General features: G+C 73.4%; 17 protein-coding genes. 9 read left to right on the top strand and 8 right to left on the bottom strand.

Annotation, left to right across the window (positions count from 1 at the left end; translation table 11 throughout):
• Positions 1–367 precede the first annotated feature (367 nt).
• Positions 368–862 (top strand): hypothetical protein, encoded by a 495-nt coding sequence (locus AMK13_RS34380; RefSeq protein WP_049661190.1) that lies wholly within the window; start codon positions 368–370, stop codon positions 860–862.
• A 47-nt stretch (positions 863–909) separates the two neighbouring features.
• Here the strand turns inward: AMK13_RS34380 and AMK13_RS43150 are convergent, their stop codons facing one another.
• Positions 910–2,352 (bottom strand): AfsR/SARP family transcriptional regulator, encoded by a 1,443-nt coding sequence (locus tag AMK13_RS43150; RefSeq protein WP_158077781.1) that lies wholly within the window; start codon positions 2,350–2,352, stop codon positions 910–912.
• Between the two features lie 153 nt (positions 2,353–2,505).
• Here AMK13_RS43150 and AMK13_RS34370 point away from each other — a divergent pair, with 153 nt between their 5' ends.
• The 5 genes from AMK13_RS34370 to AMK13_RS34350 all read left to right on the top strand — a co-directional run bounded on the left by AMK13_RS34370 (position 2,506) and on the right by AMK13_RS34350 (position 8,967).
• A complete protein-coding gene (locus AMK13_RS34370) occupies positions 2,506–5,439 on the top strand; it encodes an AfsR/SARP family transcriptional regulator (RefSeq protein ID WP_074005535.1) in 2,934 nt (977 codons plus the stop codon).
• A 133-nt stretch (positions 5,440–5,572) separates the two neighbouring features.
• Positions 5,573–6,481: a CAP domain-containing protein gene (locus AMK13_RS34365; RefSeq protein WP_074005534.1), complete on the top strand. Its 909-nt coding sequence runs from the start codon at positions 5,573–5,575 to the stop codon at positions 6,479–6,481.
• A gap of 42 nt (positions 6,482–6,523) precedes the next feature.
• Entirely contained in the window at positions 6,524–7,378 is an 855-nt protein-coding gene (locus tag AMK13_RS34360) for a peptidoglycan-binding protein (RefSeq protein ID WP_074005533.1), read from the top strand.
• A gap of 35 nt (positions 7,379–7,413) precedes the next feature.
• On the top strand, positions 7,414–7,980 hold the full coding sequence (locus tag AMK13_RS34355; protein WP_074005532.1) for an RICIN domain-containing protein: 567 nt from the start codon (positions 7,414–7,416) through the stop codon (positions 7,978–7,980).
• Positions 7,981–8,259: 279 nt separating this feature from the next.
• On the top strand, positions 8,260–8,967 hold the full coding sequence (locus tag AMK13_RS34350) for a hypothetical protein (RefSeq protein WP_079272758.1): 708 nt from the start codon (positions 8,260–8,262) through the stop codon (positions 8,965–8,967).
• A 53-nt stretch (positions 8,968–9,020) separates the two neighbouring features.
• Here AMK13_RS34350 and AMK13_RS34345 read toward each other — a convergent pair whose 3' ends face one another.
• Positions 9,021–9,686 (bottom strand): TetR/AcrR family transcriptional regulator, encoded by a 666-nt coding sequence (locus tag AMK13_RS34345; protein WP_074005531.1) that lies wholly within the window; start codon positions 9,684–9,686, stop codon positions 9,021–9,023.
• 325 nt (positions 9,687–10,011) lie between these two features.
• Between AMK13_RS34345 and AMK13_RS34340 the strand changes: the two genes are divergently transcribed.
• From AMK13_RS34340 to AMK13_RS34330, 3 genes are all read left to right on the top strand, one after another.
• Positions 10,012–10,470: a DUF6542 domain-containing protein gene (locus tag AMK13_RS34340; RefSeq protein ID WP_074005530.1), complete on the top strand. Its 459-nt coding sequence runs from the start codon at positions 10,012–10,014 to the stop codon at positions 10,468–10,470.
• Positions 10,463–12,097 carry an LCP family protein gene (locus tag AMK13_RS34335; RefSeq protein ID WP_079272756.1) on the top strand — a complete coding sequence of 545 codons (1,635 nt, stop codon included), beginning with the start codon at positions 10,463–10,465 and terminating at the stop codon, positions 12,095–12,097. Before AMK13_RS34340 ends, AMK13_RS34335 begins: the two co-directional genes overlap by 8 nt.
• A 179-nt stretch (positions 12,098–12,276) precedes the next feature.
• Positions 12,277–12,666, top strand: coding sequence for a VOC family protein (locus tag AMK13_RS34330; RefSeq protein WP_074005529.1), 390 nt, complete (start codon positions 12,277–12,279; stop codon positions 12,664–12,666).
• Between the two features lie 74 nt (positions 12,667–12,740).
• Here the strand turns inward: AMK13_RS34330 and AMK13_RS34325 are convergent, their stop codons facing one another.
• The 6 genes from AMK13_RS34325 to AMK13_RS34300 all read right to left on the bottom strand — a co-directional run bounded on the left by AMK13_RS34325 (position 12,741) and on the right by AMK13_RS34300 (position 21,454).
• Entirely contained in the window at positions 12,741–13,796 is a 1,056-nt protein-coding gene (locus AMK13_RS34325) for a 2-oxoacid:ferredoxin oxidoreductase subunit beta (protein ID WP_074005528.1), read from the bottom strand.
• Positions 13,793–15,790, bottom strand: coding sequence for a 2-oxoacid:acceptor oxidoreductase subunit alpha (locus AMK13_RS34320; RefSeq protein ID WP_380718634.1), 1,998 nt, complete (start codon positions 15,788–15,790; stop codon positions 13,793–13,795). Before AMK13_RS34320 ends, AMK13_RS34325 begins: the two co-directional genes overlap by 4 nt.
• Before the next feature lie 277 nt (positions 15,791–16,067).
• Positions 16,068–16,730 carry a response regulator transcription factor gene (locus AMK13_RS34315; protein ID WP_049652547.1) on the bottom strand — a complete coding sequence of 221 codons (663 nt, stop codon included), beginning with the start codon at positions 16,728–16,730 and terminating at the stop codon, positions 16,068–16,070.
• Between the two features lie 148 nt (positions 16,731–16,878).
• The gene (locus AMK13_RS34310) at positions 16,879–17,889 is read right to left on the bottom strand and encodes a polyprenyl synthetase family protein (RefSeq protein WP_049652569.1); all 1,011 of its coding nucleotides are present in this window, start codon (positions 17,887–17,889) and stop codon (positions 16,879–16,881) included.
• A 311-nt stretch (positions 17,890–18,200) separates the two neighbouring features.
• A complete protein-coding gene (gene nuoN / locus AMK13_RS34305) occupies positions 18,201–19,838 on the bottom strand; it encodes an NADH-quinone oxidoreductase subunit NuoN (RefSeq protein WP_049652549.1) in 1,638 nt (545 codons plus the stop codon).
• On the bottom strand, positions 19,835–21,454 hold the full coding sequence (locus AMK13_RS34300; RefSeq protein ID WP_074005526.1) for an NADH-quinone oxidoreductase subunit M: 1,620 nt from the start codon (positions 21,452–21,454) through the stop codon (positions 19,835–19,837). The genes nuoN and AMK13_RS34300 overlap by 4 nt, the downstream gene beginning before the upstream one ends.
• Positions 21,455–21,470 lie beyond the last annotated feature (16 nt).

The following is a 21,470-nucleotide window of genomic DNA, read 5'->3' as shown; positions in this document are numbered from 1 at the left end:
AAGCGAATCCGACCGCAACCCAATAAACATGCACACCGAATGCGCACCAGGCCGCGACGCGAAAACGACGAAGCGACCCGGCCCGAACCGGGAAGTGGTGTTTCAGAGGATTGGCCACCCCGGGACCGTCCGCGCGGCTGCGTGTCCGGTGCTCCCTGTCAGGCGACTAGGAGACACTACTCCCACTCCGGGCCCAAGCCAAATGCCCCTGGTCCCGCCGTGGGTCCGGCCCGCCGGCCCGGCCCCCGGAGCCCGTTAAACGGCGGCGTTCATCGTTTGTCTACCGCCTTCCGCCAAGGTCGTGCCACACCGCGCCCCGAGGACCTGGCGGGCGCGAACGCACGAGAGAACCACGAGGCACGGGTACATGAAGACGACGAAGACCCTCCGGCAGATCGCCCTGGCCACCGCCACCACCGCGCTCGCCCTGGCCGGGACCGTGGCGTCGACCGGTACCGCGGAGGCCGCGATCGAGCGGGCCGTCGACCACGTCTCCATCTGGGACGACGAGCCGCTCTACCAGGGCTGGTACATCGAGTCCGGCTCCACCCGGATGATCATGCAGCCCGACGGCAACTTCGTCGTCTACCAGTACGGGACCCAGGTCAAGATGGCCAGCGGCACCGTCGGCTGCGGCTACAAGGCCGTCATGCAGGTCGACGGCAACTTCGTCGTCTACTCCGCCAACGGCGCCGCCTGCTGGTCGTCCGGCACCTACGGCCACCCGCACGCCAAGCTGACCGTCACCGCCAGCGGCACCTCCGGCGTCTACTGGGGCGGCAACGACATCCCGCGCATCCCCCACTCCTCCAACCCCGGCCCCGTCCCCGGCGCAGTCCTCTTCTCCTCCGACCTCTACTGAACCGGCCCCGGTCACCGAGAAGGCCGGGGTCACCGGGAGAGCCGGCGTTACTGGGCCCGCCCCGGCCCGTCGGCCCGCAGGGCGAGCCACCGCACCAGGTCGGCCACCGACCACTGCGGCCGGGAGGCGAGCCGCTCCGCCGCCGTGCGCAGCAGGACCGGCAGGTGGCCGCAGAGCGCGGCCACCTCGGCCACCGCCTCCGGCTCCCGCCGGACCCGGTCCGCGCCGGCGATCCGGGCCAGCAGTTCGTAGGCGTCGTGCGGCTCCAGCGGTCCCACCGCGAGCCGTACGGCGCCGTCGGGCAGGGTGCCCGGTTCGGCGCCCGCCACCACCGCCGCGCAGCCGGGCACCGACGGCAGCAGCACGCCCGGCTCGGCCACCCCGTCCAGCAGGACCAGCACCCGGCGCCCGGCGAGCAGCCCGCGGTAGCGCGCGCCGAGCTCCTCGACGTCCGCGCCCGCCGCCGGCCGGTCCCCCAGCGCCCGCAGGAAGCCGGCGAGCACCACACCGGCCCCGCCGCCGCCCGCGTACAGCCGGCCGTCCGGGAAGGCGTCCTGGACGGTGTGCGCCACGTGCACCGCCAGCGCCGACGCGCCGCAGCCCGCCGGACCGGACAGCCCCAGGACCGGCGCCCCGGCCGCCCGCAGCACCCGCTCCGCCTCCCGCACCTGCGCCGCCCGCCCGACCAGGTCCGGGATGTCCGGCGGCAGCTGGCTCGGCCTCGGCAGCCGTCGCAGCAGCACCGGGGCCTCGCCGCGCCGGATCTGCCCGGCCAGTTCGACCAGTGCCGGGGCGGGTTCGAGACCGAGCTCCCCGTCCAGCCGCTCACGCAGCGCCTCGTACCCCGCCAGCGCCTCCGCCGTCCGGCCGCAGCGGTGCAGCGCCAGCAGGTGCAGCCGGTGCACCTCCTCGTCCTGGGGGTGCGAGGCCGCCAGCCCGGCCAGCGGCTCCAGCGCCTCGGCGTGCCGGCCGAGCGACAGGTCCAGGTCGAGCAGGGTCTTCACCGCCGCGAACCGCCCGGCCGCCAGCCGTTCCCGGACCCGCTCGGCGAACGCCCCGGGCACCCCGTCCAGCGCCCGGTGCCCCTCCCAGGCGCCCAGCGCCCGCGCCAGCGACTCGCGCGCCCGCAGGGGATCCTGGTGACGCAGCGCGACGGCCTCCGCCACCTCGGCCTCGTAACGGAAGAGGTCCACCGCCGTACGCGGCGCCTCCAGCCGGTAGCCGCCCGCCGCTCCTACCAGCAGCCCGGGCTCGCCCAGGGCCCGCCGCAGCCGGTGGACGTGGGTGCCGATCTGCCCGACCGGATCCTTCGGCCAGCGGGTTTCGTCCGCCCCCCACAGGTCCTCGACCAGCCGATCCGTGGACACCAGCTGCCCCGGCGGGACCAGCAGGGCCGCGAGCACGGCCCGCTGCTGCGGTCGGCCGAGGTCGAGCTCACGACCGTCGTGCCGGGCCCGCAGCGGCCCCAGCAGGCTGAAAACGAGCCCCACGGCCCACCCCTCGAAGCCCTCGATCCGGTGCACAACCTGTGCACGATCCGGTGCACAATCTGTGACAGAGCATAGGCCGCCGGGGTATGGGGGCCCACCGTCCGGACGGAACTGGCGGGATCCCGGCGCAGGACGACTTTCGGGGACGGGTAGATGGGTGACATGGGGGGTTCCGGGCTGCGGTTCGGACTGCTGGGACCGCTGCGGGCCTGGTACGGGGAGCTGGAACTGGAGTTGGGCCGGCCGCAGCAGCGGGCCGTGCTCGCCGTGCTGCTGGCCGCCGCCGGGCGCACGGTGTCGGTCCCGGTGCTGGTCGAGGGGGTGTGGGGCGGGGCCGCGCCGGCTGACCCGCGCAAGGCCGTCCAGCTCGCCGTCTCCCGGCTGCGCACCGCGTTCCGGCCGTACGCCGGGGACGACCCGGACCGGATGCCGCTGGTGCGCGTCGGCGACGGCTACGCGTTCAGGGCGCCCGGCAGCGAGGTGGACGCCGCCGCCTGGGAGGCGCTGCTGGCCGAGGCCGAGCGGCTGCGCGAGGCGGGCGCCCCGCCGCGGGAGGTACGGGAGGTGCTGCGCCGCGCCCACCGGCTCTGGGTCGGCGAGGCGCTGGCCGGACTGCCCGGGCCGCACGCCGAGGCCGTCCGCACCCGCCTCACCGAACAGCGGGTCTCGGCCAAGGAGACGGAACTGGAGCTGGACGCCGACCTCGGCGACCGCACCGACCTCACCGCGGCGATCGCCGCCCTCGCCCTGGAGCACCCCGGCCGCCCCCGGCTCACCACCGTCCTGATGCGCGCCCTCTACCAGGCCGGGCGCAAGGCCGAGGCGCTCGCCGTGTACGAGGACGCCCGCGCCTCGCTCCCGCCCGGCGAGGACGCCCCCACCGAGCTCCAGCTGCGGATCCTGCGCGAGGACGCCGCCCTGCTGCCCGCCGGCGCCGCCCAGGCCGGGCCCGCCGCCGACGCCCCCGGCGCCGCCGACACCTGGCGGGCGCCCGACCAGCTGCCGTCCGGCCTGCCCGACTTCACCGGCCGCACCGAGGAGGTCGAGGCCCTCACCGACCGCCTCGCCGGCGCCGGCGGACGGGCCGTCGTGGTCTCCGCCCTGGACGGCATGGGCGGCGTCGGCAAGACCACCCTCGCCGTGCACGTGGCCCGCCGGACCCGCGACCGCTTCCCCGACGGGCAGCTCTTCGCCGACCTGCGCGGCGCCGACCGCACCCCGCCCGACCCCGGCACGGTGCTCGCCGGCTTCCTGCGGGACCTCGGCGTCGCCCCCGGCGAGATCCCCCCGGACACCGGGGAGCGCAGCGCGCTCTACCGCTCGGCCCTGGCCGGGCGGCGCGTCCTGGTCGTCCTCGACAACGCGGCCACCCCCGGCCACGTCGAACCCCTGCTGCCCGGCTCGCCCGGCTGCGCCGTCCTCGTCACCAGCCGCCACCGGCTGACCGGCCTCGCCGGAGCCCACCAACTGCGCCTGGACACCCTGCCGCCCGGGCAGGCGCTGGAACTGCTCACCCGGATCGTCGGCGCCGAACGCGTCGCCGCCGAGCCCGGGGCCGCCGAGGAGGTCGTCCGGGCCTGCGGGCTGCTGCCGCTCGCCGTCCGCATCGTCGCCTCCCGGCTCGCCGCCGACCCCGCGCTCACCCTGGCCACCCTCGCCGAGGGCCTGCGCCGGGAGCACCGGCTGGCCGAACTCAGCGACGGCGAACGGACGGTGGAGGCCAGCTTCGCGCTCTCCTACCACCGCCTCGACGTCGAACTGGCCCGCGCCTTCCGGCTGCTCGCCCTGCCCGACGCCCCCGACATCCCGCTGCCCTGCGCCGCCGTCCTGCTCGACCGCACCGAGGCCGAGACCGACGAACTCCTCGAAACCCTCGTCGACCTCAACCTCCTGCAGTCCCCCCGCTTCGGCCGGTACGGCTACCACGACCTGGTCCGCGCCTACGCCCGCGGCCGGCTCGCCGCCGAGGACGGCCCCGCCGAACGCACCGCGGCCACCGGACGGCTGCTCGACTTCTGCCTCGCCACCGCCCGCAACGCCGACGTCGCCGCCCGCAAGCCCGACCCGGTCGAGCTCAGCCTGCTCGACGTGCCGGTGCCCCGCCCCGGCCGGCCCGTCGCCGACGGCACGGAGGCCGTGCGCTGGATGCGCGAGCAGGCCGAGGTGCACGCCGCCGTCATCGCCCTGAGCTGCGCCGACCCGGCCCTGCCGCTCGACCGCGCCGTCGAACTCGCCGACCGGATGGGCGCGGTGCTCGCCGAACGCACCCAGACCACCGTCATCGCCGACCTCGCCGAACGCCTGGCCGACGAGGCCGAGGCACGCGGCGACCACGGCCCGCTCGCCCTCGCCCGGTACGTGCGCGGCAGCATGCTCTGGCACGTCAACCGCTACGCCGAGTCCGTGGAGGTGATCCGCCGGGCCGTCGAGGTCTGCACCACCACCGGCACCGACCGGGTGCTCGCCAAGGCCCTGCTCACCCTCGGCGGCAACGCCCGGGTGCACGGCCGCTACGCCGAGGCCGCCGAACACGCCGGCCGGGCCGCCGGGCTGTTCCACCGCCTGGGGGCCGGGCGCTCCGAGGGCAGCGCGCTCGGCGAGTTCGCCTTCAGCTGCGCCCAGACCGGCCGGCTCGACGAGGCCCGGGAGGCCGCCGAGCGCAGCGCCCGCCTGATGCGCGACTCGGGGCCGGTCTCCGCCGCGATCGGCCGCTACTACCTCGCCCGGGTGCTGCGGCTGTGCGGCGACCCGGAGGCGGCGCTCGACCACGCGGTCGGCGCCCGCGACGAGTTCACCGCCCTCCAGGTCACCGTCTTCGCCGCCGCGTCCGGCGACCTCGCCGCCCGCATCCACGCCGAGGCCGGCCGCTGGCTGCTCGCCGTCGACGCGGCCGAGGCGGTCCTCCCGCTCGCCCGGCGCACCAGCCCCGCCCTGGAGGGCGCCCTGCTGCGCACCCTCGGCACCGCGCTCACCGGCCTCGGCCGCCCGAGCCAGGCCCGGGCCTGTCTGACGGACTCCCTGGAGGTGTACGAGCGACTGGGGCTCACCGAGGAATCGGCGCAGGTCAGGGCCCTTCTGGCGCGGTAGACGCGGCATCAACGGCGGCACCGGCCACGCGTGTTGACCGGCCGTCTACCGCCGTGCAGGAACGTCTCTCCCGTCAGGCCCCGGACCGCAGCGGTTGCGGCCCGGGGCGACACCACAGACGAGAGGCGCCACCATGCCCACGCTCCCGCAGCACGGCCAGACCTGGACGATCAAGTCCGCCAACGGAACCGTCGCCGACGTCCGTTCCAGCCAGACCGCCGCCGGCACCGCCGTCCAGTCCTGGGGCTCCAACGGCACCACCGCCCAGGGCTGGACCTTCTGGGCCAAGGAGAACGGCAGCTTCCTCCTGGAGACCCAGCTCACCACCGGCAAGCACGTCGGCGGCCAGGCCATGGTCATGGACTTCAACTACTCCACCGGCCAGGCCTGGCTGTACAACGAGCACAACCAGCCCAACCAGCACTGGTGCTTCGAGCCCCTCGACAACGACTGGGTCCGCATCCGCACCACCCGCACCAACGAGGGCATGCTCTACCTCACCGCGGCCGCCCCCGGCTCGCCGCTCACCCTCTCCAGGCAGGACGACGGCAACCCGGCGCAGCGCTGGCAGCTCGTCCCGGCCGGGGGCATCAGCAGCGGCGGCGGCCAGCAGCAGCCCCAGCCCCAGCCGCAGCCCCAGCCCGGCGGTGGCGGCGGCGGTGACTTCCGCTCCGAGATGCTGAACGCCGTCAACGTCGAGCGCGGCCGGGTCGGCGCCCCGCCGGTGCGCCTGGACGACCGCCTCAGCGCGGCCGCCCAGCGCCACGCCAACGACATGGCCTCGCACGACCTCACCCAGCACAACGGCACCGACGGCAGCTCCCCCTGGGACCGCATCGCGGCCGCCGGCTTCGTCTCCCGCTCCTCCGCCGAGAACGTCACCCCGAGCAACAGCGTGCCGGAGGCGATGCAGATGTGGATGAACAGCCCGGGCCACCGGGTGAACATCCTCAACCCCGACTACAACTACATCGGCATCGGCTACGCGCCCCGCCAGCGCGGCAACTGGGGCCGCTACGTGCAGACCTTCGGCAAGGCCTGAGACCCCGACCGGCACCCTTCCACGAACAAGGAGTCCACACCCATGTCCTCGAACGCGGCGGACCTGATCCGCATCGCCCGAGACGAGGTCGGCTACCACGAGGGTCGCAGCGGCGGGCACTGGAACAACATCCAGAAGTTCTCCCCCGCCGTCGCCGGCCTGGAGTGGTCCCAGGGCGAGGCCTGGTGCGCCACCTTCGTCTCCTGGTGCGCCGAGCAGTCCGGCAACGCCGGGCGCTTCCCGGTGACCGCCTCCTGCGCGGAGGGCGTCGCCTGGTTCAAGGAGCGCGACCGCTTCACCGAGTACCCGGTGATCGGCGGCCAGGTCTTCTTCGGGCCCGGCGGCGGCAGCCACACCGGCATCTGCATCGCCTACACAAGCTCCACCATCACCACCGTCGAGGGCAACACCAACGACGGCGGCAGCGCCGAGGGCGACGGCGTCTACCTCAAGACCCGTGAGCGCCGCTCGGACTGGGTCTACGGCTACGGCATCCCGGACTTCGCCGAGGGCGCGGTCCTCGCCGACCCGGAGTGGAAGGACCGGCCCGGGGCGCTCTACTTCGGGCAGGAGGCCTCCGCGGAGGACAGCCCCGACGGCGGGGCCCCGTCCGGCGGCGGCGCTCCGGCGGGCGGCGACGGCGGCGACGGCTACGAGCCCTTCCCCGGCGCCGACTTCTTCCACGACGGCCAGAACAGCGACGTCATCACCCGGATGGGCGAGCGCCTCGTCGCCGAGGGCTGCTCCGCCTACGCCGAGGGCCCCGGCCCCGAGTGGTCCGACGCGGACCGCGAGTCCTTCCGCAACTGGCAGCACAAGCTCGGCGACTCGGGCGCGGACGCCGACGGCGTCCCCGGCCCCAAGCAGTGGGCCGCGCTCGCGGTCCCGCGCGGCTGAGCCGGCCCGCCCACCACACCAGAAGGAGAGACCCGATGAGAACCACCACCCGTACCCGCAGGCTCCTCGCCTCGCTCGGGGCCGTCACTGCCGTCGCGGGGGCGGTCGTGGCCGGCGCGCCGGCGGCGCAGGCGGCACAGGCCGGCGCCTGCGACCTGTCGCCGTCCGTGGGAGCCTTCGCGGCCGTGAACAACGGCTCCGGCGCCGGCGCGCTCGACCTCTTCCACAACGTCGAGGCCAACGGTCAGCCGATCATCGTCTGGCCGGCCAACCAGTCGCCCGCGCAGACCTGGTCGTTCTGGAAGTACTGCGACGGCACCACGGCGATCGCGCACGGGCAGGGCAAGGTGATCGACCTCGACACCGGTTCGGGCGCCGTCCACCTCTGGGACACCCCCGGCGGACTGGACGGCCTCAACCGGCCGGCCGGCGACTGGATGCCCGCCAACCAGAAGTGGCGGCTGACCGACGAGGACCACGGCTGGTACCTGGTCCGCAACGCGGCCACCGGGCAGTGCCTCACCTCCAACGGCGGCGGCCAGGCCACCGGGGTGGCCTCCTGCGACCCCGCCGCCCCGGCCCAGCGCTGGCTGCTCGGCTGACGAACCACCGGGCCCGGTCCGCTCTCCAGGCCGAGCGGACCGGGCCCGGTCTCCTCCGGGTGCCCCACGGCCCCCCGCGCCGACGCCGGTCGGCCCCTCGCCGGCCCCGTCCGGGCGGCTGATCACGACTCGGCATCCCTTGTCACGGTGGCGCGAGGGACTCGTCACGACCGTGTCAAGGACGCGTCGAAGCCATGGCCCCGCTCGTTCGCGCTGCGCTATGAACGTCCCTCAGGAGGACCACCGGCACCGGGGGTCCGCTACCACGGGGGACATCACGTGAAGCCCATCCGCAGCAGTCGTCGCGCCCTGGCCCTGGCCTCACTGGCCGCGGTCGGCGCGCTCACCCTGACCGCCTGCAACGACGACGCCTCGTCGTCCGACACCGCCAAGACCCCGCCGGCGACCGGTGCGCCCGCCACCCAGGCCGCCTCGCCGAGCACCGCGGCCACCACCCCGGCCGCCTCCGGTTCGGCCTCCGTCCCGGCGGGCGGCGCCGGGTCCGGTTCGGCCACCGCACCCGCGCCGGCCGGCAGCGCCCCGGCGGCCGGGACCACGCTGAAGCTCGGCGACGCCGCCACCGTCCCGTTCAGCTCGGGCAGCACCAAGGGCACCATCGCGCTCGCGGTCACCTCGATCGAGAAGGGCGACCCGGCCGACCTCGCCCCGCTCAACCTGGGCGACAAGGCCAAGGGCCTGGTGCCGTACTACATCCACTACAAGGTCACCAACGCCGGCGGCACCGACCTGTCCTACACCAGCGTCAGCCACATGAAGGGCCTGCTGGCGGACGGCACCGAGGCGCAGGAGCTGATGGTCATCGGCTCCTTCGCCAAGTGCAAGAGCGAGTCGCTGCCCAAGGGCTTCACCAACGGCCAGTCCGCCACCTCCTGCGCGGTGGCGATGTCCCCGGAGGCCTCCAAGGTCGCGGGCGCCGAGTACTGGGGCGAGCCGTACACCCTCGGCAAGGGCCTCAACTGGAAGTGATCCACGGGTGGTCCGGGCGGGGGCGGCGGCCGGCCGCTCCCGCCCGGGCGGGCTCAGCCCCGTGCCGCCGAGGACGCCTCCGCCGCCTCCGGCGCGCCGTGGATCCGCAGGAAGGCGTCCACACCGGCCGTCGCGATCCGCTCGACCTCCTCGTCCGCCACCGGGAGCGCGCCCCAGAAGGAGCGCTCGGCGACGCCGTGGAAGGTCAGCAGGGTGAACTGCTCGGCGGCCAGGGCGGCGTCCTCGGCCGCGAGCAGCCCGCGCCCGGCGAGCGCCTCGACGCGCTGCGCGAGCGCGCGCTGGGAGGCGACCGGGCCGGCCTCCAGCCAGGCCTCCAGGACGTCCGCCGGGATGTTGGCCACCTCGGCCCGGATCGCCCGGCCGAGCGCCCCGTGCTCCCCGGCCGACAGCACGGCGCGGGCCCGCTCGACGGCGAAGTCGATCAGGTCCCGGCGCAGGTCCACCACCCGGCCGAGGTACGTCGCCATCAACCCGTCGATGCGTTCGGTCAGTTCCGCCGAGGTCCGCAGGGCCACCGACAGGAAGAGGGTCTCCTTGTCGCCGAAGTGGTTGTAGACCGTCCGCTTGGACACCCCGGCCTCGGCCGCGATCGCGTCCATGCTGGCCCGGACGTACCCCTCGCGGCCGAACACCACCGTCGCGGCCCGGGTGATCGCCTCGCGCTTCTCCGGCCGTCCCGCTCCGCCCGTCGTCGCCACGGCCCTCTCCTCTTCCGTCGGCGCACCGGCCGACCCTCTCAGAAACTGCCCGGTGTAGTTTATCCAGGCCACGGAAGACCCGGACGTCCCGCCGAACGGACGTGCTCTATGCTGCGTACGACTTCTACACCCGTGTAGAAGACATTGGGAAGCGCCTCCCCCGATCACGGGTGGCCGGACCCCCGCACGGGAACCGGCCGACCGGCAACCGGCGTCCGGAACTGGCAGCGCCACGAACAGAGTTCCGGACCGACGAAACCGACGGACGGCACGCGGCGCAGGCGCCACCATGGCGCGCGGAACACGGGAACACCGGGGTGAGGGCGTGGCGGGGCAGCGAGGACGGTCGGCCGACCAGCGGACGCGCCGACGGGCGGCGGACAAACCGGCCGGGCACATACGCCCGCTGCCCGGCGGCCCCGCGCTGCCGGCGGCCCTCGCCCTCGGACTACCGCTGGCCGGCGCCGCGGTCGACGAGCTCTCCGGCCCCGGCATGGGCCTGGTCTTCGCCGTGGCCGCGGTGCTCGGCACCGGCCTGGCGGCGGCACTGAGCAGCCGCAACGGCTGGTGGTGGGTGCTCGCCACCTCGCCGCTGGTGGTCCTGGGCGTGACGGCCGTCGTCGAGTTCACCGCCCACCGCGACCGGTACCAGGGCAAGGGCCTGGCCACCGGCGCCGCGAAGTGGGTGGTGCACGGCTTTCCCGTGATGGCCGAGGCCGCGGCCGCGGCCGTCATCGTGATCGCGGTCCGGGTGGTCCGGGCGAGGAGGAGGCAGCATGGCTGACAACCCCGGGACCGACGGCGGCGCCGAGGCCCGCCGCCCCCGCCGCCCTTCACCCGCCCTGGTCGCGGGCCGGGTGGTGGCCTGCACCGTCGGCCTGGCGGTGTTCGCCGCCAGCGGGGTGGTCTGGTACGAGTACAAGCAGCTCACCGACGGGATGACCACCTCCGGCGTCATCGCCGAGACCAAGAAGGACGCCCCCAAGCACCTCGACAACTCGGTCAACCTGCTGCTGATCGGCCTGGACAGCCGCAAGAACATGGACGGCACGGACCTCCCGCCCGAGTTCGTCCAGGACGAGCTGCACGCCGGCCACAGCTCCGACATCGGCGGCTACAACACCAACTCGCTGATCCTGCTGCACATCCCGGCGAACGGCGGCAAGGTGCAGGCCGTCTCGATACCCCGCGACGACTACGTGATGACCTACGACGCCAACGGCTCCCAGATGGGCATGGCCAAGATCAAGGAGGCCTACGGCGCGGCCAAGGACAAGGCCGACGCCGGTCTGCGCGCCAAGGGCCTCAAGGGCGCCGACCTGGAGAAGGCCGGCCGGGACATCGGCCGCGCGGCCACCATCCGCACCGTGCAGAAGTTCCTCGACCAGCCCATCGACCACATCGCCGAGGTCAACCTGATGGGCTTCTACGACATCGCCAAGGCCCTCCAGCCGATCGAGGTCTGCCTCACCCACGACACCAAGGACCCGGCCATCGAGGGCCAGGGCTCCGGGGCCGACTTCCACAAGGGCGTCAACAAGCTCAACGCCTCCCAGGCGCTCTCCTTCGTCCGCCAGCGCCACAACCTCGACGGCCCGGACGGCAACACCGGCGACTTCGCCCGCACCCACCGCCAGCAGGCCTTCATCTCCTCCGTGGTGCACAACCTCAAGCAGAAGGGCGTCATCGGCGACCTCGGCAAGATGCAGGAGCTGATGGGGGTGATGCAGAAGGACCTGGTGATCGACAACGAGTGGAACGTGCTCGACTTCGCCCAGCAGGCCCCCAACCTCACCGGCGGCAACGTCGAGTTCAACACCCTGACCTTCGACGGGTTCGGCACCAAGAACGGCCAGGACGTCAACCTGGTGACCCCGGCGAAGGTCCAGAAGGTGGTCAAGCAGCTCTTCGGCTACGCCGACGCCGCCCCCGCCCCGGCCGACCCGGCCGCCGCCTCCGGCGCGCCCGCCGCCCAGGCCCCCGCCGCCCCGCCGGCCGCCACCACGCCCCCGGCCGCCGCCGGGCCGGTCACCGTGGACGTCTTCAACGCCTCCTCCGCGGCCGGGGTCACCTCCGCCGACGAGGCCAAGGCGCTGGCCGGCCTGGGCTTCAAGGAGGGCCGCACCGGCTCGGCCGCCACCCGGCCGAAGACCACCACCGTCACCTACGGCAAGGGCGCCAAGGAGGCCGCCGAGCAGGTTGCGGCCCGCTACGGCGTGACCGCCACCGCGTCCGCCGCCACCGCCGCCGACCATGTCGTCGTCACCCTCGGCACCGGCTTCACCGGCGTCGCCGCCGACAAGCCCGCCGCCCCCGCCGGCGGCGCCCCGACCGACCCGGCCGCCAACCTGCCGATGCAGGGCCCGGCCGTCGACGCCCAGTCCGACGGCGGCATCCCCTGCGTCTACTGACGCGCGCCGCACCGGCCTCGCCGACCTCCGGAGGGAGGCTCCCCCGCCCGGGGAGCCTCCCTCCGTCGTTTCCGGCCCCGTCCCGGATTCCGCGGAGACCCCTGGCGCAATTCTCCGTACTATGTATAGTGTACTTCGTACGGGATAACCGTGCGATGCCGACGAGAGGGTTCTCCGCCTTGCAGATCACCACGACCGCCGTCTCCCTGACCGTCGAGGACGTCACCACCTCCGCCGCCTTCCTCCAGCGGCACTTCGGCTACACCGAGCAGATGTCGGCCGACGGCTTCGTCTCTCTCGCGCACCCGGGCGGCGGGGTCGACGTCGTCTACCTGCGGCGCGGCCTCGAAGTCCTCCCCGAGGACCAGCGCCACCGGATCGCGGACGGCGTGATCCTGGCGTTCGTCGTCGAGGACATCGCCGCCGAGGAGCGGCGGCTGCGCGAGGAGGGGGTCGTGATCACCCTGCCGCTGCGCGAGGAGCCGTGGGGCGAGAAGCTCTTCCAGGTCGTCGACCCGAACGGGGTGGTCGTCGAACTGGTCGAGTGGGCCGAGCAGCAGGAGCGGTAGGAGCGGGCGACGACGACGCCCCCTGTCCCGGCCGGGACAGGGGGCGTCGCTCGCTCCGACGGACGGTCGGACGGTCAGTCCACCGTCCAGGTGTCGTGGCCGGCGAGCAGCGTGGCCAGGTCGCCCGGGCCGCGCCCGTCGGTGGCGGTGGCCAGCTGGCTCGCCATCAGCTCGTCGTAGACCGGCCGTTCGACGCTGCGCAGCACGCCGATCGGCGTGTGGTGCAGGGTGTCCGCGTCGGCGATCCGGGAGAGCGCGAAGGCGGTGGCGGGGCTGGCCGCGTGCGCGTCGTGGACCAGGACGTCCGCCTCGTTGTCCGCCGTGACCGGGGCGGTGAACAGCTCGCCGTCCGGGCCCCGGAAGACGCCGTTCGCCAGGTCCGCGCCGAAGCGGGCGGCCTTCCCGTGCTCCAGCCGGATCAGCGCCTCGTCCCGGCTGCCCGGGTCCTTCAGCACCTCGAAGGCCCCGTCGTTGAAGATGTTGCAGTTCTGGTAGATCTCCACCAGCGCCGTGCCCTGGTGCTCGGCGGCCGCCCGCAGCACCGACTGGAGGTGCTGGCGGTCCGAGTCGATGGTGCGCGCGACGAAGGTGGCCTCGGCGCCGATCGCCAGCGACAGCGGGTTGAACGGCGCGTCCAGCGAGCCCATCGGGGTGGACTTGGTGATCTTGCCGAGCTCGCTGGTGGGCGAGTACTGGCCCTTGGTGAGGCCGTAGATACGGTTGTTGAACAACAGGATCTTCAAATTGACGTTCCGCCGCAGGGCGTGGATCAGGTGGTTGCCGCCGATCGACAGCGCGTCGCCGTCACCCGTCACCACCCAGACGCTCAGGTCCTGGCGCGAGGTGGCCAGCCCGGTCGCGATCGCCGGCGCCCGGCCGTGGATCGAGTGCACCCCGTAGGTGTTCATGTAGTACGGGAAGCGCGAGGAGCAGCCGATGCCGGAGACGAAGACCGTGTTCTCCCGCTTGATGCCCAGCTCCGGCATGAAGGACTGCACCGCCGCCAGGATCGCGTAGTCCCCGCAGCCCGGGCACCAGCGCACCTCCTGGTCGGTCTTGAAGTCCCGGGCGCTCTGCGGGCCTTCGGCCTTGGGCACCAGTCGCAGGGACGGGAAGCCGCTCTCGCTCATCGGTGGTCCTCCTCGTCCAGGGTGCCGATCGCGGCCCACAGCACGTCCGCCAACTGGGCCGCCTTGAAGGGCAGTCCGCGCACCTGGTTGTAGGACTCGGCGTCCACCAGGTACTTCGCCCGCAGCAGCAGGGCCAGCTGCCCCAGGTTCATCTCGGGAACGATGATCTTCTCGTAACTCCGCAGCACCGAGCCCAGGTTGGCCGGGAACGGGTTGAGGTTGCGCAGGTGCGCCTGGGCGACCTCGCCGCCGTCCGCGCGCACCCGGCGCACCGCGGCGGTGATCGGCCCGTACGTCGAGCCCCAGCCGAGCACCAGCACCCGGGCGTCGCCGCTCGGGTCGTCCACCTCGACCGGCTTCACCGTGATGCCGTCGACCTTGGCCTGCCGGGTGCGGACCATGAAGTCGTGGTTGGCCGGGTCGTAGGAGATGTTGCCGGTGCCGTCCTGCTTCTCGATGCCGCCGATCCGGTGCTCCAGGCCGGGCGTACCGGGCAGCGCCCAGGGCCTGGCCAGGGTCCGCGGATCGCGCAGGTACGGCCAGAAGGCGCCGTCCTCGCGGTTCGGGCCGGTGGCGAACTCCGGGTCGATCTCCGGCAGTTCGTCGACCTCGGGGATCCGCCAGGGCTCCGAGCCGTTGGCCAGGTAGCCATCCGAGAGCAGGAACACCGGGGTGCGGTAGGTGACCGCGATCCGGGCCGCCTCCAGCGCCGCGTCGAAGCACTCCGCGGGCGTGGCCGGGGCGACGATCGGCACCGGCGCCTCGCCGTTGCGGCCGAACATCGCCTGCAGCAGGTCCGCCTGCTCGGTCTTGGTCGGCAGGCCGGTGGACGGGCCGCCGCGCTGGATGTCCACGACCAGCAGCGGCAGTTCGAGCGAGACGGCCAGGCCGATCGTCTCGGACTTCAGCGCGACACCCGGCCCGGAGGTGGTGGTCACCCCGAGCGCCCCGCCGAAGGCGGCGCCGAGCGCCGCGCCGACGCCGGCGATCTCGTCCTCCGCCTGGAAGGTGCGCACCCCGAAGTCCTTGTGCCGGCTCAGCTCGTGCAGGATGTCCGAGGCCGGGGTGATCGGGTACGAGCCCAGGTACAGCGGGAGGCCGGAGCGCCGCGAGGCGGCGATCAGCCCGTAGGACAGCGCCAGGTTGCCGGAGATGTTGCGGTAGCGCCCGGCCGGGAGCCTGGCCGGCGGCACCTCGTAGGAGACGGCGAAGGACTCGGTGGTCTCGCCGAAGTTCCAGCCCGCCCGGAAGGCGGTGATGTTCGCCTCGGCGATCTGCGGCTTCTTGGCGAACTTGGTGCGCAGGAACGACTCCGTCCCGTGCGTGGGCCGGTGGTACATCCAGGACAGCAGGCCCAGGGCGAACATGTTCTTCGCCCGCTCGGCGTCCTTGCGGGCCAGGCCGCTGTCCTTGAGCGCCTCCAGGGTCAGCGTGGTCAGCGGCACCTTGTGCAGGTGGAAGCCGTCCAGCGAGCCGTCGCCCAGCGGGTCCGCCGGGTAACCGACCTTGGCCAGCGCCCGCTTGGTGAACTCGTCGGTGTTGACGATGATCTCGGCACCGCGCGGCAGGTCCGGCACGTTCGCCTTCAGCGCGGCCGGGTTCATCGCGACCAGCACGTTCGGGGCGTCGCCCGGGGTCAGGATGTCGTGGTCCGCGAAGTGCAGTTGGAAGGACGAGACGCCCGGCAGGGTGCCGGCGGGCGCCCGGATCTCGGCCGGGAAGTTCGGCAGCGTGGACAGGTCGTTGCCGAAGGACGCCGTCTCCGAGGTGAAACGGTCACCGGTCAGCTGCATGCCGTCACCGGAGTCGCCGGCGAAGCGAATGATCACCCGATCGAGTCTGCGGATGGGCTTGCCCGGCTTCACCGGAGGGCCGCCCGGGCCGGGCGGTCCGGCGGACGCGTCCGCACCCGCGTGCGCGTCTCCGCTCCCGGCGCGGGCCTCGTCGCCGTCCGGGCCGTCCACTGCCTCTGACTGATCGACCTGACTGGTCACTGCCGCGGACCTCCTCGTGGGCGCACCACCGCGGGCGCGGCCCCGTGCCCCGTCCGCCTGGTGCACCTCTCGCATCCTATGCGGGCCGACCCGACGGCGACCGGAAGCACGGCAGTTATTTCACCGGCCCGCGGCTGCACCGCACATGAAGGTCAACGCCCGCCCGCCGGAGATCATTCCGGCTCGGACGGGCGGGCGCGAGCACCTCACGGGCGCATGGCCGAGATGCGCTCCCGGGGGCGCGCCCCGGGCGCCGGGGCGACGGAACCGGAGGGCGTCAGGAGTTGAGGTAGGTGAGCACGGCCAGCACCCGGCGGTGGTCCTCGGCGCTCTGAGCCAGTCCCAGCTTGAGGAAGATGTTGCTGACGTGCTTCTCCACCGCGCCGTCGGAGACCACCAGCTGCTTGGCCACCGCGGCGTTGGTGCGGCCCTCCGCCATCAGCCCGAGCACCTCGCGCTCGCGCGGCGTGAGATTGGCCAGAACGTCGCCCTTGCGGCTGCGGCTGAGGAGCTGCTGCACCACCTCCGGGTCCAGCGCGGTGCCGCCCTCGGCGACCCGGACCACCGCGTCGGCGAACTCGCGCACCTCGGCGACCCGGTCCTTCAGCAGGTACCCCACGCCCCGGGTCGAGCCGGCCAGCAGCTCCGAGGCGTAGCGCTCCTCCACGAACTGCGACAGCACCAGCACGCCCAGCTGCGGGTAACGGGCGCGCAGTTCCACGCAGGCGCGCAGGCCCTCGTCGGTGTGGTTCGGGGGCATCCGCACGTCGGAGACCACGACGTCCGGCAGGGCGTCGGCGGCGGCCAGGTCGTGGATGGTCTTCACCAGGGCGTCTCCGTCACCGACCCCGGCGACGACCTCCAGGCCGCGATCGGTGAGCAGCCGGGTCAGCCCCTCCCTGAGCAGTACGGAGTCCTCGGCGATGACGACGCGACGCATAACGACCTTCCGGGCAGGCGTGTGCTGACGGAAGTCAGTCTCCCCCATCCCGGGGCGGGCGGAGGGTCCGGGACGGGCCACCTCTCGGCCCGGCCCGGACGGCTCCCGGCGGTCCCGCCCGGAGCGGGGTCCTCCCCGGAGCGGGGCCTCACATCGTGCGGATCGCCACCGCGTCGCAGAGGCCCTCCAGGGCGGCCTTCGCGGCGCAGTCCGGCAGCGGCGCGAGCAGCGCCCGGGCCTCCTCGGCCCGGCGCAGGGTCTCGGCGCGGGCGCGCTCCAGCGCGGGGTGGGCGCGCAGCAGGCGCAGCGCCTCGGCGTGCAGGTCGTCGTCGGAGAGGTCCTGGTCGAGCAGTTCGCGCAGCCGGGCGTCGTCCGGGTCGGCCGGGTCGGCGGGCATCTGCTGCAGCAGCAGGGTCGGCAGGGTCGGCACGCCCTCGCGCAGGTCGGTGCCGGGGGTCTTGCCGGACTCGTGGCCGTCGCTGGCGATGTCGAGCACGTCGTCGGCCAGCTGGAAGGCGATGCCGATCCGCTCGCCGAACTCGCCGAGGGTGTCCACCAGCTCGCGCTCGGCACCGGCCATCAGCGCTCCTATCCGGCAGGAGACGGCGATCAGCGAGCCGGTCTTGCCCTCCAGGACGTCCAGGTAGTGCAGCAGCGGGTCCATGTCCTGGCCCGGGCCGCGGGTCTCCAGGATCTGGCCGGTGACCAGCCGCTCGAAGGCCTCGGCCTGCATCCGCACGGCCTCCGGGCCGAGGTCGGAGAGCACCTGGGAGGCGCGGGAGAACAGGAAGTCGCCGGTGAGGATGGCGACCGAGTTGTCCCAGCGGGAGTTGGCGCTCGGGGCGCCCCGGCGCACCGGCGCCTCGTCCATGACGTCGTCGTGGTAGAGCGTGGCCAGGTGGGTCAGTTCGACCACCACGGCGGCGGGCACCACGCCGGGCGCCCCCGGGTCGCCGAACTGGGCGGCCAGCAGCAGGAGCAGCGGGCGGAAGCGCTTGCCGCCGGCCTCGAGGAGGTGACTGGCGGTGACGGTGATGAAGGGGACGTCGCTCTTGACGGCCTCACCGAGCGCCGCCTCCACAGCGTCCAGTCCGGCCTGGACGTCCCGGGTCAGGTCGCGGTCCTGCACGCTGAGCCCGAAGGGTTCCACGACGGTCACGAAGACCACTCCTCTGTCCCTGGTCGATCTAGCGGCCTGGTCCCTGAGTGCCGCCGCTGGCCATACAGGCAGGGTATCCGGTCGCGAGTGGATCACTGCACGGGCGTGCGGATCCTGTCATGATCGGGCTTGATGCCCTGGTCAGGGCGGCTGCGCGGGCCGGACGGCGGTGGGGGCGAATTCGGCTGGTAATAAAGGTGGGAGAGCCCCCGGAACTCCCCCGACCCCGGCACCCGACACAGACCCGTCCGGGCCGCGCGGGCTGAGCGCGGCCCGGACGGGGCCCTGGTCGGAGGCGGTGGGCGTAAAGGTCAGCGCACGAACAGCGAGGCCTTGGAGGCGAGGTCGAGGAAGTACTGCGGCAGCAGTCCGAGACCCAGCGTGACCAGCACCCCCACCCCGATCGCGGTCGCCGTGAAGGCGCTCGGGACCGCCACCGTGGGGCCCCCCGGCTGGGGGTCCGAGAAGAACATCAGCACGATGACCCGGATGTAGAAGAACGCGGCCACCGCCGAGCTCAGCACACCGACCACCACCAGCGGGGTCGCCCCGCCGCTGGCCGCGGCCTGGAACACCGCGAACTTCCCGGTGAACCCGGAGGTCAGCGGAATCCCGGCGAAGGCCAGCAGGAACAGCGCGAACACCGCCGCCACCAGCGGCGAGCGCCGCCCGAGGCCGGCCCAGCTGGACAGGTGGGTCGCCTCGCCCTTGGAGTCGCGCACCAGCGTCACCACCGCGAACGCGCCGAGCGTCACGAAGGAGTACGCCAGCAGGTAGAACAGCACCGAGGAGATGCCCTGCTTGTTGACGGCGATCACGCCGGTCAGGATGAACCCCGCGTGCGCGATCGAGGAGTACGCCAGCAGGCGCTTGACGTCCTGCTGGGTCACCGCGAGCACCGCGCCCACCACCATGGTGAGGATCGCGACGCCCCACATCACCGGCCGCCAGTCCAACCGCAGGCCCGGGAAGGCCACGTAGAACAGCCGCAGGAAGGCCCCGAAGGCCGCGACCTTGGTGGCCGCCGCCATGAAGCCGGTCACCGGGGTCGGCGCGCCCTGGTAGACGTCCGGGGTCCAGGAGTGGAAGGGCACCGCGGCGACCTTGAACAGCAGGCCGACCGCCAGCATCGCCAGGCCGGTCAGCACCAGCGCGTCGCTCTGGGTGGTGCTCAGCTGCGCGGGGGTGGTCATCGCCTTGCCGGAGATGACGTCCCCGATGTCGCCGAGCTTCACGCTGCCCGCGTAGCCGTACAGCAGCGCGGTGCCGAACAGGAAGAACGCCGAGGCGAAGGCGCCGAGCAGGAAGTACTTGACCGCCGCCTCCTGGGAGAGCAGCCGGCGGCGCCGGGCCAGCGCGCACAGCAGGTACAGCGGCAGCGAGAAGACCTCCAGCGCCACGAACATGGTCAGCAGGTCGTTGGCGGCGGGGAACAGCAGCATGCCGCCGACCGCGAACATGGTGAGCGGGAAGACCTCGCTGGTGGCGAAGCCGGCCCGGACCGCGGCCCGCTCCTGCTCGCCGCCGGGGGTGGCGGCGGCCTGGGCGGCGAAGGCGTCGGCGGGCAGGCCGCCGGCCTTGGGCTCCAGCCTCCGCTCGGCGTAGGTGAGCACCGCGACCACGGAGGCCAGCAGGATCACGCCCTGGAGGAACAGCGCGGGGCCGTCCATCGCGACGGACTCCATGGCCAGCAGGTCGATCCGGGTGAAGCCGTGGCTCTGCACGGCCAGCACCACCACGGCGACGAAGGCGCCGACCAGCCCGGCCAGGGCGAGCGTCACCTGGGTCCAGTGCCGGTACCGGCGGGGCACGAAGGCCTCCACCAGGACGCCGGCCACGGCGGCCGCGAACACCACGAGCATCGGGGAGAGCTGGCCGTACTCGATGTGCGGCGCCGGGATGCTGGGGGTGTTGCCGCCGGCGGCGGCGAGCACTGCGGTGGCACTCACTTCTGCTCACCTCCTGAGGTGGCGGCGACCGGGTGGGCCGGCGCCGGGTCGGTCTGGTGGACCTGCGAGAGCGTCGCGTTCACCGAGGGGTTGACCAGGTCGGTGAGCGGCTTCGGGTAGACGCCGAGCAGGATGGTCAGCGCCACCAGCGGGCCGACCACGGCGAGTTCGCGGGCCTTGAGGTCGGGCATCGTGCGCACCCCGTCCTTCACCGGGCCGGTCATGGTGCGCTGGTACAGCAGCAGGGCGTACAGCGCGGCCAGCACGATGCCGAAGGTGGCCACGATCCCGATCGCCGGGTAGCGGGTGAAGGTGCCCACCAGGACCAGGAACTCGCTGACGAACGGGGCCAGCCCGGGCAGCGACAGGGTGGCCAGACTGCCGATCAGGAACGTCCCGGCCAGCACCGGGGCGACCTTCTGCACGCCGCCGTAGTCGGCGATCAGCCGCGAGCCGCGACGGGAGATCAGGAAGCCGGCCACCAGCATCCACGCCGCCGTGGACAGGCCGTGGTTCACCATGTAGAGGGTCGCGCCGCTCTGGCCCTGGCTGGTCAGGGCGAAGACGCCCATGATGATGAAGCCGAAGTGCGAGATCGAGGCGTACGCCACCAGCCGCTTGATGTCCTTCTGGCCGATCGCCAGCAGCGCGCCGTAGACGATCCCGATCAGCGCGAGGACCAGGATCGCCGGGGCGAAGGTCTTCGAGGCGTTCGGGAACAGCCCGAGGCAGAAGCGCAGCATCGCGAAGGTGCCGACCTTGTCCACCACCGCGGTGATCAGCACCGCGGTGCCGGCGGTGGACTCGCCCATCGCGTTCGGCAGCCAGGTGTGCAGCGGCCAGAGCGGGGCCTTCACCGCGAAGGCGAAGAAGAAGCCCAGGAACAGCGCCTTCTCGGCGGTGCCGGTCAGCTGGAGCCGGCCGTCGGCGATCGCCGAGGTCAGCGTCGGCAGGTCGAAGGTGCCGAAGCCCTGGTCCTGCGCCGTCACGTACAGGCCGATCACGGCGGCCAGCATCACCAGGCCGCCGAGCAGGTTGTAGAGCAGGAACTTCACGGCCGCGTAGGAGCGCTGACGCGCCGACTCGGGGCCGCCCGCCCGGTCTCCGAAGCCGCCGATCAGGAAGTACATCGGGATCAGCATGGCTTCGAAGAACACGTAGAACACGAAGACGTCGGTGGCGTAGAAGGAGACGACCACCATCGCCTCCACCGCCAGGATCAGGGCGAAGAAGGCCTGGGTGCGGCGCTTGTTCTCGAAGGTGCCGTCCGGCCCGGCCGGCGCCGGGTCGGCGTCGTGCCAGGAGGCGAGGATCACCAGCGGCACGAGCACGGCGGTGAGCAGGGCGAGCACCGCGCCGATACCGTCCACGCCGAGCGAGAAGGTGATGCCGAAGGAGCGGATCCAGCTGTACGACTCGTTCAGCTGGAAGCGGGCGCCGTGCGGGTCGAACCGGGCCGCCACCACGGCGGCCAGCACCAGGGTGACGGCCGAGGCGCCCAGCGCGACGGCCTTGGTGGTCCTGCGCCGGCTCTCGGAGGACCCGGCGGGCAGCGCGGCCGTCAGCACCGCGCCGGCCGCCGGGACGGCGCACGTGGCGGTCAACAGGAAGCTCATGCGCCCACCTCGCTGC

The organism is Streptomyces sp. CB02056 (assembly GCF_001905545.1).
Taxonomy (GTDB): Bacteria; Actinomycetota; Actinomycetes; order Streptomycetales; family Streptomycetaceae; genus Kitasatospora.
The sequence above is the reverse complement of the archived record's forward strand: the minus strand, read 5'-3'. Positions and strand labels throughout refer to the sequence as shown.

Coding starts and splice junctions, on each gene's coding strand:
- AMK13_RS34380 (WP_049661190.1), top strand. CDS start 368: ATGAAGACGACGAAGACCCTCCGGCAGATCGCCCTGGCCACCGCCACC.
- AMK13_RS34370 (WP_074005535.1), top strand. CDS start 2,506: ATGGGTGACATGGGGGGTTCCGGGCTGCGGTTCGGACTGCTGGGACCG.
- AMK13_RS34365 (WP_074005534.1), top strand. CDS start 5,573: ATGCCCACGCTCCCGCAGCACGGCCAGACCTGGACGATCAAGTCCGCC.
- AMK13_RS34360 (WP_074005533.1), top strand. CDS start 6,524: ATGTCCTCGAACGCGGCGGACCTGATCCGCATCGCCCGAGACGAGGTC.
- AMK13_RS34355 (WP_074005532.1), top strand. CDS start 7,414: ATGAGAACCACCACCCGTACCCGCAGGCTCCTCGCCTCGCTCGGGGCC.
- AMK13_RS34335 (WP_079272756.1), top strand. CDS start 10,463: ATGGCTGACAACCCCGGGACCGACGGCGGCGCCGAGGCCCGCCGCCCC.
- AMK13_RS34325 (WP_074005528.1), bottom strand. CDS start 13,796: ATGAGCGAGAGCGGCTTCCCGTCCCTGCGACTGGTGCCCAAGGCCGAA.
- AMK13_RS34315 (WP_049652547.1), bottom strand. CDS start 16,730: ATGCGTCGCGTCGTCATCGCCGAGGACTCCGTACTGCTCAGGGAGGGG.
- AMK13_RS34300 (WP_074005526.1), bottom strand. CDS start 21,454: ATGAGCTTCCTGTTGACCGCCACGTGCGCCGTCCCGGCGGCCGGCGCG.